The organism is Pseudomonas sp. LBUM1648 (genome assembly GCF_059716145.1).
The window spans coordinates 448,611-465,900 of record NZ_CP166808.1 but is presented as its reverse complement, the minus strand read 5'-3'; the positions used below and the strand labels follow the sequence as shown (position 1 = coordinate 465,900).

Sequence of the window (17,290 nt, the reverse complement as noted above, 5' to 3'; positions counted from 1 at the left end):
CAGGTCGAACAATATATTGGATAGAAACATTAGCCAGCTATATGATTTTTTCCATTGCCTGCCTGGCCGCGCTCTCCGAGGTCTGATGTGAAAACCGCCGCTGCCCCTCTTGCCCATGAAGTCCCGCCCGCTGCGGCCGACGATGTCGTCGCCGAGCTGCAAGAGATCTACATCGAAAAAGGCACGCCGATGTTCATGCGCACGGTGCTGGCGTTGTTCAGCGGCGGGTTTGCGACGTTTGCCCTGCTGTATTGCGTGCAGCCGATGATGCCGCTGCTATCTCACGAATATTCGATCAACGCGGCGCAGAGCAGCCTGATCCTCTCGGTCGCCACCGGCATGCTCGCCATTGGCCTGCTGATTACCGGGCCGATTTCCGATCGGATCGGACGTAAACCGGTGATGGTCACTGCACTGTTTGCGGCGGCTCTGTGCACCATCGCCAGTTCGATGATGCCGAGCTGGCAAGGCGTGCTGATCATGCGCGCGCTGATCGGGCTGTCGTTGAGCGGGCTGGCGGCGGTGGCGATGACTTACTTGAGCGAAGAGATTCATCCGCAACACATCGGCCTGGCGATGGGTCTGTACATCGGCGGCAACGCGATTGGCGGGATGAGCGGACGCTTGATCACCGGGGTGCTGATCGACTTCGTCAGTTGGCACACGGCGATGCTGGTGATCGGCGGTCTGGCGCTGATTGCGGCGGCAGTGTTCTGGAAGATTCTTCCGGAGTCACGCAATTTCCGCTCGCGTTCGTTGCATCCGCGCAGTCTGCTCGACGGTTTCACCATGCACTTTCGCGATGCCGGTTTGCCGCTGCTGTTTCTCGAAGCGTTCGTGTTGATGGGCGCGTTTGTCACGTTGTTCAACTACATCGGTTATCGCTTGCTGGCTCAGCCATACAACCTCGATCAGGTGTTTGTCGGCTTGCTCTCGGTGGTGTACCTGTCGGGTATCTACAGCTCGGCGAAGATCGGTTCGCTGGCGGACAAGCTGGGACGGCGCAAAGTGTTGTGGGCGACGATTGCCCTGATGTTCGTCGGCCTCGCCCTGACGATGTTCACGCCGTTGCCGCTGGTAATCATCGGCATGCTGATCTTCACCTTCGGCTTCTTCGCCGCTCACTCGGTAGCGAGCAGCTGGATCGGCCGGCGCGCAATCAAGGCCAGGGGCCAGGCGTCGTCGTTGTATCTGTTCAGCTATTACGCCGGGTCGAGCATTGCCGGGACGGCAGGCGGAGTGTTCTGGCACTTGGGCGGATGGAACGGGATTGGCTTGTTCATCGGCGCGTTGTTGCTGGTGGCGCTGTTGGTGGCGTTGAAGCTGGCGAAATTACCGCCGCTCGGCGGAGTCAAAGCCTGACGCAAAACCCATTGCAAAGCAAAAACGCCCGGCATAAGCCGGGCGTTTTTGTTTTGTAGAATTTAAAGCTGGGCGTCGATCACTCGTGATACTGCGCCGACAGCTCATGCACTGCGCGCAGGAAGGCGCCGGCGTGTTCAGGATCAACCTCAGGGGTGATGCCGTGACCGAGGTTGAACACATGGCCGCTGCCCTTGCCGTAGCTGGCGAGGATGCGCCCGACTTCGGTGCGGATGGCTTCCGGCTTCGCGTAAAGCACGGTCGGGTCCATGTTGCCTTGCAGCGACACCTTGTCGCCGACGCGGGCGCGGGCGTTGCCGATGTCGCAGGTCCAGTCCAGACCCAGTGCGTCGGCGCCGGCGTCAGCGATGCTTTCCAGCCACAGGCCGCCGTTTTTGGTGAACAGGATCACCGGAACCTTGCGACCGTCGTGCTCGCGGATCAGGCCGCTGACGATTTTCTTCATGTAGGCCAGCGAGAACTCCTGGTACGCCGCCGCCGACAGGTTGCCGCCCCAGGTGTCGAAGATCTGCACCGCTTGCGCACCGGCCATGATCTGGCCGTTGAGGTACGAGGTCACCGACTGCGCGAGTTTATCCAACAGCAGGTGCATGGCTTGCGGGTTGTCGTAGAGCATGGCTTTGGTCTTGCGGAAGTCTTTCGACGAGCCGCCTTCGACCATGTAGGTAGCCAGCGTCCAAGGGCTGCCGGAGAAACCGATCAGCGGCACACGGCCGTTGAGTTCGCGGCGGATGGTGCTGACCGCGTCCATCACGTAGCCGAGGTCTTTGTGCGGATCGGGGATCGGCAGGGCTTCGATGTCGGCCAGGGTGCTGACGACTTTCTTGAAGCGCGGGCCTTCACCGGTTTCGAAGTACAGGCCCTGGCCCATGGCATCGGGAATGGTGAGGATGTCGGAAAACAGGATCGCCGCGTCCAGTTGTGGATAACGGTCGAGCGGTTGCATCGTGACTTCGCAAGCGAATTCCGGATTCATGCACAGGCTCATGAAGTCACCGGCGTGGGCACGGCTGGCGCGGTATTCCGGCAGGTAGCGACCGGCCTGACGCATCATCCACACGGGGGTGACGTCTACGGGTTGCTTGAGCAGGGCGCGGAGGAAACGGTCGTTCTTCAGGGCAGTCATGTCGGCATCCGGAAAAAAAGTGCGGGCATTTTCTCAGAGCGCGACGCAAAAGGCACGGATGCAGGTCAGCCTTTTGTCTATCGGGTCAATTTGTCGCGCTGGAAACGCGCTATCAGCAACACCGAGAAACAACTGTGGGAGCGAGCCTGCTCGCGAAGAGGCCGGTACATCCAACATTGAAGTTGGCTGACAGACCGCTTTCGCGAGCAGGCTCGCTCCCACAGGGTTATTGCATTTGGCTCAGGGCCCGGGGTTAGACGCCCAGGTAATCCAGAATCCCTTCAGCCGCATTACGGCCTTCGAAGATCGCCGTCACTACCAGATCCGAACCGCGCACCATGTCGCCACCGGCGAAGATTTTCGGGTTGCTGGTCTGGTGCTTGTACTGACCTTGCTCCGGGGCCACCACGCGGCCCTGGCTGTCGGTCTGGATCTCGAACTGTTCGAACCACGGCGCCGGGCTCGGGCGGAAACCGAAGGCGATGACCACGGCGTCGGCCGGGATGATCTCTTCGGAGCCCGGAATCGGCTCAGGGCTGCGGCGGCCACGGGCGTCCGGTTCGCCGAGACGGGTCTCGACCACTTTGACGCCTTCGACCTTGTCTTCACCGACGATGGCGATCGGCTGGCGGTTGTAGAGGAATTTCACGCCTTCTTCCTTGGCGTTCTTCACCTCTTTGCGCGAGCCGGGCATGTTCGCTTCGTCACGACGATAGGCACAGGTCACCGACTTGGCGCCCTGACGGATCGACGTACGGTTGCAGTCCATGGCCGTGTCGCCGCCGCCGAGTACCACGACCTTCTTGCCTTTCATGTCGACGAAATCTTCCGGCGACTTTTCAAAGCCCAGGTTGCGGTTGACGTTGGCAATCAGGAAGTCCAGCGCGTCATAAACGCCCGGCAGATCCTCACCGGCAAAACCGCCCTTCATGTAGGTGTAGGTGCCCATGCCCATGAACACGGCATCGTATTCGGCGAGCAGTTGCTCCATGGTCACGTCTTTGCCGACCTCGGTGTTGAGGCGGAACTCGATGCCCATGCCGGTGAAGACTTCGCGGCGATTGCTCAGCACAGTCTTTTCCAGTTTGAACTCCGGGATACCGAAGGTCAGCAAGCCACCGATTTCCGGGTTCTTGTCGAACACCACCGGGGTCACGCCGCCACGTACCAGCACATCAGCACAACCGAGGCCCGCCGGGCCTGCGCCGATGATCGCGACACGCTTGCCGGTCGGTTTGACCTTGGACATGTCCGGACGCCAGCCCATGGCGAACGCGGTGTCGGTGATGTACTTCTCGACCGAACCGATGGTTACCGCGCCGAAGCCGTCGTTAAGGGTGCAGGCACCCTCGCACAGACGATCCTGCGGGCACACCCGGCCGCAGACTTCCGGCAGGGTATTGGTCTGGTGCGACAGCTCGGCGGCCTGGAGGATGTTGCCCTCGGCCACCAGCTTCAACCAGTTGGGAATGAAGTTGTGCACCGGGCACTTCCATTCGCAATACGGGTTACCGCAACCCAGGCAGCGGTGGGCCTGATCGGCCGACTGCTGGGGTTTGAACGGTTCGTAGATCTCGACGAACTCTTTCTTGCGTTGACGCAACAGTTTCTTCTTCGGATCTTTGCGCCCGACATCGATGAACTGGAAGTCGTTATTCAGACGTTCAGCCATTGTTAAAACCTCATCAAACTCTTCAGGCGCATATCACTGCGGGTTGGCACGAGTGCTGGAAAGCAACGACTTCAGGTTGGCAGCCTTCGGCTTGACCAGCCAGAAACGGCGCAAGTAGTCATCGAGGTTTTCGGCGAGTTCACGACCCCACTCGCTGTCGGTTTCGGCGACGTACTCGTTCAGCACGTTTTGCAGGTGGCTGCGATAAGCCTCCATCGCTTCGCCGCTGATCCGCTGGATTTCCACCAGTTCGTGGTTGACCCGGTCAACGAAAGTGTTGTCCTGGTCGAGCACGTAGGCGAAACCACCGGTCATGCCAGAGCCGAAGTTGTAACCGGTCTTGCCCAGAACGGCGACAAAACCACCGGTCATGTACTCGCAGCAGTGATCGCCAGTGCCTTCAACAACCGTGTGGGCACCGGAGTTACGCACGGCGAAACGCTCGCCTGCGGTGCCGGCGGCGAACAGCTTGCCGCCCGTGGCGCCGTACAGACAGGTGTTGCCGATGATGGCGCTTTCCTGAGTCTTATAAACGCTGCCCTTCGGCGGCACGATGGTCAGCTTGCCACCGGTCATGCCTTTGCCGACGTAGTCGTTAGCATCGCCTTCCAGATACATGTTCAGACCGCCGGCGTTCCACACCCCGAAGCTCTGCCCGGCAGTGCCTTTGAAGCGGAAGGTGATCGGCGCCTTGGCCATGCCCTGGTTGCCGTGCTTGCGCGCGATTTCGCCGGAGATCCGTGCACCGATCGAACGGTCGCAGTTGCAGATGTCCAGTTCGAACTCGGCGCCGCTCATGTCGTTGATCGCTGACGTCGCCATCTCGACCATTTTCTCGGCCAACAGGCCTTGGTCGAACGGCGGGTTGCGCTCAACGCCGCAGAACTGAGGCTTGTCCGCCGGGATGTGATCGCTGCCCAGCAGCGGAGTCAGATCCAGGTGGTTTTGCTTGGCGGTCTGGCCTTCGAGGATTTCCAGCAGATCGGTGCGACCGATCAGCTCTTCGAGGGAGCGCACGCCGAGCTTGGCCAGCCACTCACGGGTTTCTTCGGCGACATAGGTGAAGAAGTTCACCACCATGTCGACGGTGCCGATGTAGTGATCCTTGCGCAGCTTCTCGTTCTGAGTCGCAACGCCGGTGGCGCAGTTGTTCAGGTGGCAGATACGCAGGTATTTGCAGCCCAGCGCGATCATTGGCGCAGTGCCGAAGCCGAAGCTTTCGGCGCCGAGGATCGCAGCCTTGATCACGTCGAGGCCGGTTTTCAGGCCGCCATCTGTCTGCACCCGGACTTTGCCGCGCAGGTCGTTGCCGCGCAGGGTCTGATGGGTTTCGGCGAGGCCGAGTTCCCACGGCGCACCAGCGTACTTGATCGAGGTCAGCGGCGAAGCACCGGTGCCACCGTCGTAGCCGGAGATGGTGATCAAGTCCGCGTAGGCCTTGGCCACACCGGCAGCGATGGTGCCGACGCCCGCTTCTGCTACCAGTTTCACCGAGACCAGCGCCTTCGGGTTGACCTGCTTGAGGTCAAAGATCAGCTGCGACAAGTCTTCGATCGAATAGATGTCGTGGTGCGGCGGCGGCGAAATCAGGGTCACGCCCGGCACTGCATAACGCAGCTTGGCGATCAGCCCGTTGACTTTACCGCCCGGCAGTTGCCCGCCCTCGCCCGGCTTGGCGCCCTGGGCAACCTTGATCTGCAGCACTTCGGCGTTGACCAGGTATTCCGGGGTTACCCCGAAACGGCCAGTCGCGACTTGCTTGATTTTCGAGCTCTTGATGGTGCCGTAACGCGCCGGGTCTTCGCCGCCTTCGCCGGAGTTGGAACGCGCGCCGAGGCGGTTCATGGCTTCGGCCAGGGCTTCGTGAGCTTCCGGCGACAGGGCGCCCAGCGAGATACCGGCGGAGTCGAAGCGCTTGAGCACCGATTCCAGCGGTTCGATTTCACTGATGTCCAGCGGCGTGTCGAGGGTCTTGACCTTGAGCAGGTCGCGAATCATCGACACCGGACGGTTGTCCACCAGCGAGGTGTATTCCTTGAACTTGGCGTAGTCGCCCTGCTGCACGGCGGCTTGCAGGGTGTTGACCACGTCCGGGTTGTAGGCGTGATATTCGCCGCCGTGGACGAACTTCAGCAGACCGCCCTGCTGGATCGGCTTGCGCGGACTCCAGGCTTCGGTGGCCAGCGCTTTCTGCTCGGCTTCGATGTCGACGAAACGCGCACCCTTGATGCGGCTCGGCACGCCACGGAAGCTCAGCTCGCACACTTCTTCAGACAGACCGATGGCTTCGAACAACTGAGCGCCACGGTACGAAGCGATGGTCGAGATGCCCATCTTCGACAGGATCTTCAGCAGACCTTTGGTGATGCCTTTGCGGTAGTTCTTGAACACCTCGTAGAGGTCGCCCAGCACTTCACCGGTACGGATCAGGTCGCCCAGTACTTCGTAAGCCAGGAACGGATAGACCGCCGAGGCACCAAAACCGATCAGCACCGCGAAGTGATGCGGATCGCGTGCAGTAGCGGTTTCAACAAGGATGTTGGAGTCGCAGCGCAGGCCTTTTTCGGTCAGGCGGTGGTGTACCGCGCCGGTGGCCAGCGAAGCGTGGATCGGGAGTTTGCCCGGAGCGATATGGCGGTCGCTCAGAACGATCTGGGTACGACCGGCACGCACGGCTTCTTCAGCCTGATCGGCGACATTGCGGATGGCCGCTTCGAGGCCGACGCTTTCGTCGTAGTTGAGGTCGATGATCTGCCGCTCGAAACCCGGGCGGTCGAGGTTCATCAGCGAGCGCCACTTGGCCGGGGAAATGACCGGCGAGCTGAGGATCACGCGCGAAGCGTGTTCCGGCGACTCCTGGAAGATGTTGCGCTCGGCACCGAGGCAGATTTCCAGCGACATCACGATCGCTTCACGCAGCGGGTCGATCGGCGGGTTGGTCACCTGCGCAAACTGCTGACGGAAATAATCGTACGGCGTGCGCACACGCTGGGACAGCACGGCCATCGGCGTGTCATCGCCCATCGAACCCACGGCTTCATAGCCTTGCTCACCGAGCGGACGCAGTACCTGATCGCGCTCCTCGAACGTGACCTGATACATCTTCATGTATTGCTTGAGCTGATCGACGTCGTAGAAGGCCGAACCGTGATCGTTGTCTTCCATGTTCGCCTGAATGCGCAGGGCGTTCTTGCGCAGCCATTGCTTGTACGGATGACGGGATTTCAGACGGTTGTCGATCGCATCGGTGTCGAGGATCTGCCCGGTTTCGGTGTCCACGGCAAGGATCTGGCCCGGGCCTACGCGGCCCTTGGCGATAACGTCTTCGGGCTGGTAGTTCCAGACGCCGATTTCCGACGCAACGGTGATGAAACCGTTGGTGGTGGTGACCCAGCGCGCCGGGCGCAGACCGTTACGGTCGAGCAGGCACACCGCGTAGCGACCGTCGGTCATGACCACGCCGGCCGGGCCGTCCCACGGTTCCATGTGCATCGAGTTGTACTCGTAGAACGCACGCAGATCCGGATCCATGGTTTCGACGTTCTGCCACGCAGGCGGAATGATCATCCGCACGCCACGGAACAGGTCGATGCCGCCGGTGACCATCAGCTCAAGCATGTTGTCCATGCTCGAGGAGTCGGAGCCGACACGGTTGACCAGCGGGCCGAGTTCTTCCAGATCCATCAGATCATTGGTGAACTTGGTCCGACGGGCCTGTGCCCAGTTGCGGTTACCGGTGATGGTGTTGATCTCGCCGTTGTGGGCGAGGAAGCGGAATGGCTGAGCCAGCGGCCATTTCGGCAGGGTGTTGGTGGAGAAGCGCTGGTGGAACACGCAGATCGCGGTTTGCAGGCGCTCGTCACTCAGGTCCGGATAAAACGCGGCCAGGTCGGCCGGCATCATCAGGCCTTTATAGATGATGGTCTTGTGCGAAAAGCTGCAGATGTAGTGGTCGGAGTCGACGGCGTTAGACACCGACGAACGACGACGGGCGCTGAACAGCTTTACCGCCATGTCCTGATCGCTCAGGCCTTCACCGCCGATGTACACCTGCTCGATCTGCGGCAGGCGCTCCAGGGCCAGGCGGCCGAGGACGCTGGTGTCGATGGGCACTTTGCGCCAGCCGATCAGTTGCAGGCCTTCAGCAAGGATCTCGCGGTTCATGTTCTCGCGAGCGGCTTCGGCCTTGGCCGGATCCTGATTGAAGAAGACCATGCCCACGGCATATTGCTTGGGCAATTCGACGCTGAAGGATTCCTGGGCAATGGCACGCAGGAACGCGTCAGGCTTTTGAATCAGCAGACCGCAACCGTCACCGGTCTTGCCGTCGGCATTAATCCCACCGCGGTGGGTCATGCAGGTCAGGGCCTCAATGGCCGTTTGCAAAAGGGTATGACTGGGCTCGCCCTGCATGTGGGCTATCAGGCCGAAACCGCAGTTATCCTTGAATTCATCTGGTTGGTACAGACCTGCTTTCATAGACACTTTCTCACCAGGCTGCCTCTTTTCGAGGCAAATTTCTTTTCAATTCAACCACTTGCGATCCACGCCGAACGTACGCCGGCTTAGCGGGGGCAAAAGGGTGGTCATTGTACACAGCGACACAGACGCTCACAAATTTGACGACGAAATGTCGCAAATCTATGTCGCATTTGTGAAAGGTTTAAAGCGATCTGCTGTGCTAGTCAAAACTTTTTTAATTTTGACTGCAACGACTCAAAGACTACTGTGACGCAGACACCACAAGGCACGCGGCCTGTAGAGGCGGCGCGCACTTGCGGAAATTTTGAGGTGCCTGGAGTGGCGGCCTGGGTAAGGCCGCCGAATCTTCAGCGAGTTGTTGCCAGTTCCTGTTGGACGCTGGCGACAGTGCGAGGCCAAGGTTTACCAGCCTGAACCTTCGCTGGCAAGGCCTTGATGGCAGAAACAGCCGCATCACGATTGGCGAAGTTGCCGTAGGTGATCACGTAGAGAGGCTTGCCGTTGAGGACTTTCTTGAAATAACGGTACTCGCCGCCCTGCTCCTTGACGAAGCTTTGCGCGGCTGCTTCGGAGCTGGTGCCGAGAATCTGCACCACGTAGTTGCTCGTCGGCTGACCGGCGTACCAGCTGCCACCGGCGGCTTTGGCCACGGTAACCGGCTTCTCGGCCGGTTTGGCGGCGGCGACTGGCTTGGCTGGCGCTGGCGCCGGTTTCGCCGCTGGTGCTGCCGGAACCGGCTTGGCGGTAGCGATTTGCGTCGGAGCAGGCACAGGTTTGGCCGCAGGCACTGGAACCGGCGTCGGTGCAGGCCCGGCTGGAACGCCCGCTGGTGGCGCCGAAGTGGTCACGGTTGGCGGCGTATCGCTGGAGCCTTCCAGTGGCACGCCGTCATCGCCTTCGGTGATTCCGCCAGCGGCTTCAGCCAACGGGCCGCGCATCACCGGTTGCGAATTGCCGACCAGCGGCAATGGCATGGGCTGCGTGTTGCCGGCGAACTCGACGTTCGGTGCAGCGCCATTGGCAGCGCCCTGGCCCAATGGCAGTTGTGCCTGTTCGTTGGCGGGTGCGCCGGTGGTTGGCGCCTTGTTGCGACCCGGCATCAACCAGGCGGCGGCGACCGCGACCACAACGACGGCGGAAATCGCCAATACGTGTTTCTTCGGCATGTTGAACCCCATACTTGGACGCTTGACCGCAGAGCGGCTGGCAATCATGACTTCTATCAGAGCATCGCGAGCGACCTGGTTGATGTTGCCCGGCCAACCCTCGGAGCTTTCGTGAATATCAGAGATCTGATCCGCGGTGAAAAGTTCGACACCCCGGCCGGCACCTTCCAGCCGTTGGTCGAGATACTCGCGGGTCTCTTCTTCGGTGTACGGCTGCAGTTCGATGACGTGGAAGCGCTCTTCCTCGAGGTGCAAAGCCTCGAGCTGAGCGATCAGCGACGACTCACCGAACAGGAACACATGCGGACGACCTTCCGGAGCGCCGGCACCCAGCGCCATCAGCGCTTCGAGAGCGGACTCGTCGAGTTGCTCGGCGTCATCCACCAGCAAATAGACTTCCTGGCCAGTCAGCGCGAGTTGCACCACCTGATCCAGAATCGCGCCGACTTCGGCCTGGGCCACGTTAAGCGCCTGAGCGACCTGACGCAGCACGCCCGCCGCATCGCCGGCACCGCGTGCGGAGACAACAACGCTCTGCACCGATTGCTTGTTGGTGCTGGCCACCAGTGCCTGACGCAGCAGCGTCTTGCCGCTGCCCTGCGGGCCGGTGACTACCAACAGCAACTGGCTGTAACGCGCCAGGTGATGCAGTTGACCCAGCACCGGTTTGCGCTGGGCCGGGAAGAACTTGAAGCCCGGCACCCGCGGAGCGAAGGGGTCGTGACTTAACTGGAAATGGCCGAGGAACGCCTCGTCGGCATGCAAACTAGTCATCGGAATCTTATTAACCTTTAAGCTGAGCCAGGGCGCGGTAATCCGCTCCCAGCGTGGCCTGTAGAACTTCTTTCGGATAATCGTCGGTCACTACCGCTTCACCCATCCGGCGCAGCAGCACCAGGCGCAGACGACCGTCGATCACTTTTTTATCAATAGCCATGTGTTCGAGAAAATCAGCTTCGCTCATCTCTATAGGCGGAACCACCGGCAGACCGGCGCGCTGGAACAGACGAATGCCGCGATCGCGCTCCTGTTCGCTGATCCAGCCCAGACGCGCAGACATCTCCAGCGCCATCACGGTGCCAGCCGCCACCGCTTCACCATGCAGCCAGACACCATAGCCCATGTGGGTCTCGATGGCGTGGCCGAAGGTGTGGCCGAGATTGAGCGTGGCACGTACGCCGGTTTCCTTCTCATCGGCGCCGACCACCGCAGCCTTGGCTGCACAGGAGCGCTCGATGGCATACGTCAGGGCTTTCTGGTCCAGCGCACGCAGGGCGTCAACGTTGTCCTCCAGCCAGGTCAGGAACGGCTCGTCGCAGATCAGGCCGTACTTGATGACTTCCGCCAAACCCGCCGACAGCTCACGCGGTGGCAGGGTTTTCAGGGACGCGGTGTCGATCAGCACCACGTTCGGCTGATAGAACGCGCCGACCATGTTTTTGCCCAGCGGATGGTTGATCCCGGTCTTGCCGCCCACCGACGAATCGACCTGGGACAGCAATGTAGTGGGGATCTGAATGAAATCGACGCCACGCTGGTAGCAGGCAGCAGCAAAACCGGCCATATCGCCGATCACGCCGCCGCCGAGGGCGATCACGGTAGTGCGGCGATCATGACGAGCGGTCAGCAGACCGTCGAAGATCAGTTGCAGGGTTTCCCAGTTCTTGAAGGCTTCACCGTCCGGCAGCACCACGGAAATCACTGAGAACTGCGCAAGGCTGCGAGTCAGACGCTCGAGATAGAGCGGCGCAACAGTCTCGTTGGAGATGATTGCCACTTGCCGCCCATGGATATGCGGAGCCAGCAACTCGGGCTGATCCAACAAACCTTCGCCAATATGAATCGGGTAGCTGCGCTCGCCTAGATCGACCTTGAGTGTCTGCATGTGTCCCCACAGTGAAGATGGAAGCAGGCGTCCTGCCCTGAATTATTGGTTATCTGCGGCCTATAGCGGGTATGACGCCGCTCGCACGCCATCCGCCACAACCTCGCCGGGCTGTGACAGGACGCCGAGGATAGCGCATTTCGGGCGATGCTTTAACGGGGTGGAAGCTGCGCCAGGCGGTCGAGAATGTCGAGCACTACCATGCGCGGTGGCCGTTCATCGGTTTCCACTACCAGATCGGCGATTTCCCGATAGAGCGGATCACGTATTGCGAGGAGGTCGCGCAGGGTTTTCTCGGGATTGGCGGTGCGCAGCAGCGGCCGATTGCGATCGCGCGCCGTGCGGCCGACCTGCTGTTCGACGGAGGCGTGCAGATACACCACACGGCCGCCTTCATGCAGGGCCTTGCGGTTGGCGTCACGCATTACCGCGCCACCGCCGGTCGCCAGCACCACGCCGTCGAATCCGCACAGTTCGGCGATCATCGCCTGCTCACGGTCACGAAAGCCGGGCTCGCCTTCCTTGTCGAAGATCCACGGGATATTGGCGCCCGTGCGCAGTTCAATTTCCTTGTCGGAATCTTTGAACGGCAGGCGCAGCTCTTTGGCCAGCAACCGGCCGATGGTGCTTTTTCCAGCGCCCATCGGTCCTACAAGAATCAAATTTCGCACAGAATCAACGACTCACAGCAATCGCCTGGTTATTCATGATACGCGGAGTGAGAAATACCAGCAGCTCGGATTTTTTCTCCGAAACCACATCACGCCGGAAAAGGCGGCCAAGATACGGCACATCGCCAAGAAATGGCACCTTATCTACAACCTTGCTTTGAGTATTTGAGAAAACGCCGCCAATCACGATGGTTTCACCGTCATTGACCAGCACCTTCGCGTTGACCTCGTTCTTCTTGATCGGCGGTACATCCTGCACTTTGTTCAAGTAGTCCGGTTCGTCCTTGGTGACCTTGACCTCCATGATGATGCGGTTGTCCGGAGTAATCTGCGGCGTCACTTCCAGCGACAGAGAAGCCTCCTTGAACGACACCGACGTAGCGCCGCTGGAGCTGGCTTCCTGATAGGGAATCTCGGTGCCTTTGAGGATTTTCGCGGTTTCCTTGTCGGAGGTGACCACCTTCGGTTGCGAGACGATTTCGCCGTTACCTGTCTTCTCCATGGCCGTCAGCTCAAGATCGAGCAGAACATTGTCAGTGATGAAGGCAATACCAATCCCGGACGTGTTGTTGACGGTGCCCATGTCGACAAATGGCGAGTTGGTGCTGGTGCTGCCCGGCGTGCCGATGGTGGTCGATGAGCCGTTACTGACCCCGGAGGTGTTCCAGTTGCCCTTGTTCTGGATCGACCCACCCCAGCGCACGCCCAGGCTCTTGTCGTAATCCACGTTGGCTTCAACGATCCGCGCCTCGATCATCACCTGACGCACCGGAATATCCAGTTGCGCCACGATGCGCCGCAGTTCATCGAGACGATCCTGAGTCTGGTAGGCAATGATGTTGTTGGTGCGCTCATCGACGGTAATCGAACCACGCTCGTCGATTTTGGCCTCGGCACTGGTCACCGACTGAAACAGCTTGGCGATGTCCGCTGCCTTGGCGTAGTTCACTTGCAACAGCTCACGGCGCAGCGGCGCCAGTTCGGCGATCTGTTTCTGCGATTCGAGCTCCTGGCGTTCGCGGGCGGCGATTTCATCGGCCGGAGCGACCAGTAACACGTTGCCGATCTTGCGCTTGTCCAGCCCCTTGGTTTTCAACACCAGATCCAGCGCCTGATCCCACGGCACATTTTGCAGACGCAACGTGATGCCGCCCTGAATCGTGTCACTCGCCACCAGATTGAGGTTGGTGAAATCGGCGATCAGTTGCAGCACCGAGCGCACGTCGATGTCCTGGAAGTTCAGCGATAGCTTGTCGCCGACGTAGGCCTGTCGATCAGCGTTGCGTTTTTGCAGGTCGTCCGCCGTGATCGGCCGGATGCTGACGGTCAGTTTGTTATCGGTCTGGTAGGTGGAATAGTCGAAGGTGCCGCTGGGCTCGACGGTGATGATCGCGCGATCGCCGGTCGCGGCAGCGTTGACGAACTGCACTGGCGTGGCGAAATCCTTGACGTCGAGGCGCACCCGCAGCTTGTCGGGCAATTGCGTGCGCGCGAAGCTGAGGATGATCTTGCCGTCATGTTCCTGGATATCCGGGGCGATGGTCGGGTCGGACAGGTCGATGACCACGTTACCCTCGCCCGCCGTACCGCGTTGAAAATCCACGCCGCGAATGGCTTTGGTTTTCGGCACGAACGCCTTGGCGGGTGCGGGAGTCGCTGCCGCGGTCGCACGGGACGCCGCCACAGCAACCGGGCGCGCAGCGGTTGTCGGCGCACCCTGACCTACCACCACAAAAAGATTGTTGCCCTCGACCCGCGTGTCATATGGCGCCAATTGCGTGAGATTGACGATCAGGCGCGTCCGATCCTTGGCTTCAACCACCGTGGCCGTGCGTGCATTGCCCCTACCCAGATCGACATGCTTGCTGGCCAACTGGCTGGCGACACCGGGCAAATCCAGCGCGATCCGCGCCGGCGAATCGGTGGTGTAGCCCTTGGGCTGCGGCGGCGGCCCGTCGAATGACAGCTTCAACTCGACACGGTCACCCGGCAACGCTGCCACGTCCAGCGCCTTCAGATTAGCCGCCTGAACCATCGGTGACATCAGCGCTATCCATAGCGAAAAACCGAGGGTGGAGAAAATCCTGTTCATTATTCGACTTCCACTATGAGTGCTCTTTCAAAGGAATGGTGCGCGGACGCTCCAGCCAGGCGCCGTCGCCATCAGGCACGATTTCGACTACATCGACCTGGGTGGCGCTGATGGCAACGATGCGGCCATCGTTGCGCCCCAGGTAATCGCCAACCTTCAGGCGATGCACGCCACCCGCTCCGCGCAACAGAGCGAAAGAACCGGCGGCATTGCCGATCGTACCGACCATCTCGAACTGCTCGATGTTGAAACCTTCGAGGTATTGCTTGATCCGGTTGGGATCAGGTTTTACGTTGCGCGAGCCGTGTTTCTGCCCGGCCAGATCGACGCGCACCTGGCGCGAGAACGGGCTACGCAGGTTGGCGGCGCTGTAAGTGAATGTCGGGTAAGACCGAAATGTCGGGGTTGGTTCAATCTTGCCTGCCGGGCGCAGCCGTACTTCATTCATGTAGGCGTCGAGGTCGCTGACGTCATCGCTGCCACCACATCCACTTAATGCCAGCAGCACCATCGACAAGGCCGAATAACGAATCAGGGTCATTTTTGCAGCCCTTTGTCGTTATAGCGGTAAGTCTTGGCAAGGATGCTCATGCGCAGTTTCGGCCCGCCCTCCTTATTGGCGGGGGCCAGTTCGAAGTCATGCAGGGTGACGATGCGCGGCAACCCGGCCACTCCGCTGACGAAGGTAGCGAGGTCGTGATAGGCGCCAGTGACGGTGATCTGAATCGGCAGTTCGATGTAGAACTGCTGGGCGACCTCCGGCAACAGTTTGATCTCTTCAAATTCCAGGCCGCTGCCCAAACCTGTACGCGTGATGTCTTCCAGCAGGCCTGGAACCTCCGTGTCGCTGGGCAGTTGCCGCAGTAACACGCCAAAGGTGTTTTCCATCTCTTTCATCTGCTGGGTGTACAGCTCCAGATTGGCCGACAGTCGCGCCTTGCTGGCGAATTGCTCCTTGAGCGTGGTCTCCTCCTCGCGTTTGGCATCGAGCTGGTTTTCCATGTCACTGATGAAAAAGTTGTAACCAAGCGCCAACACCAACACCATCAACAGCGCCCCGGCGATGGCCTTCACTGCCGCCGGCCAGGAACCGATATTGCTGGTATCCAGATCGTTGAAGTCGATGCTGCGCAGGCTGTCCAGCCATTCGGACGGCTTCATGGCTCGTCCTCCACGGTTTTGGGCTGGGTCTGACGAACAGTCAACTGAAAGAGATTGGCCTGCTCCTGCTGATCGGCGGAGGTTGATTTCACTTCGTTCAGGCTAGGGGCGTCGAACCAGTCGGACGCATCCAGATTGCGCATCAACTCGGAGACACGATTGTTCGACTCCGCCGCTCCGCTGATCGACAGGGTTTTGCCGGCCATTTTCACGTCGGTGAAATACACGCCGTCAGGCAACGTGCGCGCCAGTTGATCGAAGATCCGCCCGCTGACCTGCCGATTGCCTTGCAAGTCCTGAATGATGCGCATGCGTTCGACCAGTTGCTGGCGATGGGCCTTTAGCTCGCTGATCTGCTTGATCCGCTCGTCAACCACAGCAATCTGCTTGCCGATATAGTCGTTACGCGCCACTTGCCGGGCGATGGCGTTGCTGATGATCTGATCGGCAATGAATACGGCGCCAACCGAACCGACCACCACGCCGATCAAAGTCAGCAGGAAGCGTTTGCGCCGCTCTTCGCGACGCTCTTCACGCCACGGTAACAGGTTGATCCGCGCCATCAGTCGAAACTCCTGAGCGCGAGCCCGCAGGCAATCATCAGGGCCGGCGCATCACTGGCCAGAGCCCCTGCGTTGACCTTGCTGCTCAAGGCCATGTTGGAAAACGGATTGGCCACCTGGGTCGGGGTATTCAGACGCTGCTCGATCAGCCGGTCCAGCCCTGGCACCGACGCCGTGCCGCCGGCCAGCAGAATGTGGTCGACCGCGTTGTATTGCCCGGAGGCGAAGAAGAACTGCAAAGAGCGCGACACCTGCTGCACCAGCGCCTCGCGAAACGGCTGCAGCACCTCGCTGACGTAGTCGTCGGGCAGGCCGCCCTGTTTTTTCGCAAGGCCCGCCTGCTCGATGGTAAGGCCATAGCGACGCTGGATTTCCTCGGTCAGTTGCCGGCCTCCGAACAGTTGCTCGCGGGTATAGATGATCTTGCCGTTGTGCAGGACGCTGAGGGTGGTCATGGTCGCACCGATGTCGACGACCGCCACGGTCAGGCGCTCCTGGGAAGCGGCCAACTGCGTCGCGAGCAAGCCGAACGAGCGCTCCAGTGCATACGCCTCGACGTCGACCACGCGAGCGGTGAGCCCGGCCAGCGCGAGCGCGGCTTCGCGGACTTCGACGTTTTCCTTGCGACAGGCGGCGAGCAGCACGTTGACCCGTTCCGGGTTGCGCGGCGACACGCCCTGGACTTCGAAGTCGATGGCGACCTCGTCCAGCGGATAGGGGATGTATTGGTCGGCTTCAATCTTGAGCTGGTTCTCCAGCTCGTCGTCGGTCAGGCCCGCATCCATTTCGATGATCTTGGTGATCACCGCCGAACCAGCCACCGCCACCGCCACGTTCTTGTTGCCGGTGCGTGCCTTGACCAGCACCCGGCTCAGGGCCTGGCCCACACCTTCTAGCTCGGCGATGTTTTTTTCGACCACGGCGTTCGCCGGCAACGGCTCCACCGCGTATGCCTCGACCCGGTAGCGGTCGCCCTGACGGCTCAATTCCAGCAGCTTCACTGACGTGGAGCTGATGTCGATCCCCAGTAACGTATTGGTCTTTTTATTGAAGAGTCCCAGCACTACCAATTCCCTATGACTTTCCGTG

General features: G+C 60.4%; 12 protein-coding genes. 1 reads left to right on the top strand and 11 read right to left on the bottom strand.

Going from position 1 to position 17,290, the window contains the following annotated elements; translation table 11 throughout:
- Window positions 1–87: 87 nt before the first annotated feature.
- Window positions 88–1,362: an MFS transporter gene (locus ACA043_RS02080; protein ID WP_497658519.1), complete on the top strand. Its 1,275-nt coding sequence runs from the start codon at window positions 88–90 to the stop codon at window positions 1,360–1,362.
- Between the two features lie 79 nt (window positions 1,363–1,441).
- Here ACA043_RS02080 and hemE read toward each other — a convergent pair whose 3' ends face one another.
- The 11 genes from hemE to ACA043_RS02025 form a co-directional block, all read right to left on the bottom strand.
- Window positions 1,442–2,509 carry a uroporphyrinogen decarboxylase gene (gene hemE, locus ACA043_RS02075; protein WP_110719510.1) on the bottom strand — a complete coding sequence of 356 codons (1,068 nt, stop codon included), beginning with the start codon at window positions 2,507–2,509 and terminating at the stop codon, window positions 1,442–1,444.
- 253 nt (window positions 2,510–2,762) lie between these two features.
- Window positions 2,763–4,181 (bottom strand): FAD-dependent oxidoreductase, encoded by a 1,419-nt coding sequence (locus tag ACA043_RS02070; protein WP_007909438.1) that lies wholly within the window; start codon window positions 4,179–4,181, stop codon window positions 2,763–2,765.
- A gap of 33 nt (window positions 4,182–4,214) precedes the next feature.
- On the bottom strand, window positions 4,215–8,660 hold the full coding sequence (gltB, locus tag ACA043_RS02065) for a glutamate synthase large subunit (protein WP_497658518.1): 4,446 nt from the start codon (window positions 8,658–8,660) through the stop codon (window positions 4,215–4,217).
- Window positions 8,661–9,010: 350 nt separating this feature from the next.
- A complete protein-coding gene (locus ACA043_RS02060) occupies window positions 9,011–10,603 on the bottom strand; it encodes an AAA family ATPase (protein ID WP_489880425.1) in 1,593 nt (530 codons plus the stop codon).
- A gap of 10 nt (window positions 10,604–10,613) precedes the next feature.
- Entirely contained in the window at window positions 10,614–11,714 is a 1,101-nt protein-coding gene (gene aroB, locus ACA043_RS02055) for a 3-dehydroquinate synthase (RefSeq protein ID WP_187679607.1), read from the bottom strand.
- A gap of 152 nt (window positions 11,715–11,866) precedes the next feature.
- Window positions 11,867–12,385, bottom strand: a complete 519-nt coding sequence (gene aroK / locus ACA043_RS02050; protein ID WP_187679606.1) for a shikimate kinase AroK — start codon at window positions 12,383–12,385, stop codon at window positions 11,867–11,869.
- A 4-nt stretch (window positions 12,386–12,389) separates the two neighbouring features.
- Window positions 12,390–14,477, bottom strand: a complete 2,088-nt coding sequence (locus tag ACA043_RS02045; protein WP_497658517.1) for a type IV pilus secretin PilQ — start codon at window positions 14,475–14,477, stop codon at window positions 12,390–12,392.
- 13 nt (window positions 14,478–14,490) lie between these two features.
- Window positions 14,491–15,018 carry a pilus assembly protein PilP gene (locus ACA043_RS02040; protein ID WP_489880427.1) on the bottom strand — a complete coding sequence of 176 codons (528 nt, stop codon included), beginning with the start codon at window positions 15,016–15,018 and terminating at the stop codon, window positions 14,491–14,493.
- The gene (gene pilO / locus ACA043_RS02035) at window positions 15,015–15,638 is read right to left on the bottom strand and encodes a type 4a pilus biogenesis protein PilO (RefSeq protein WP_187679603.1); all 624 of its coding nucleotides are present in this window, start codon (window positions 15,636–15,638) and stop codon (window positions 15,015–15,017) included. Before pilO ends, ACA043_RS02040 begins: the two co-directional genes overlap by 4 nt.
- A complete protein-coding gene (locus tag ACA043_RS02030; protein WP_187679602.1) occupies window positions 15,635–16,201 on the bottom strand; it encodes a PilN domain-containing protein in 567 nt (188 codons plus the stop codon). Before ACA043_RS02030 ends, pilO begins: the two co-directional genes overlap by 4 nt.
- Window positions 16,201–17,265, bottom strand: a complete 1,065-nt coding sequence (locus ACA043_RS02025) for a pilus assembly protein PilM (protein WP_401271775.1) — start codon at window positions 17,263–17,265, stop codon at window positions 16,201–16,203. The genes ACA043_RS02030 and ACA043_RS02025 overlap by 1 nt, the downstream gene beginning before the upstream one ends.
- Between the last annotated feature and the right edge of the window lie 25 nt (window positions 17,266–17,290).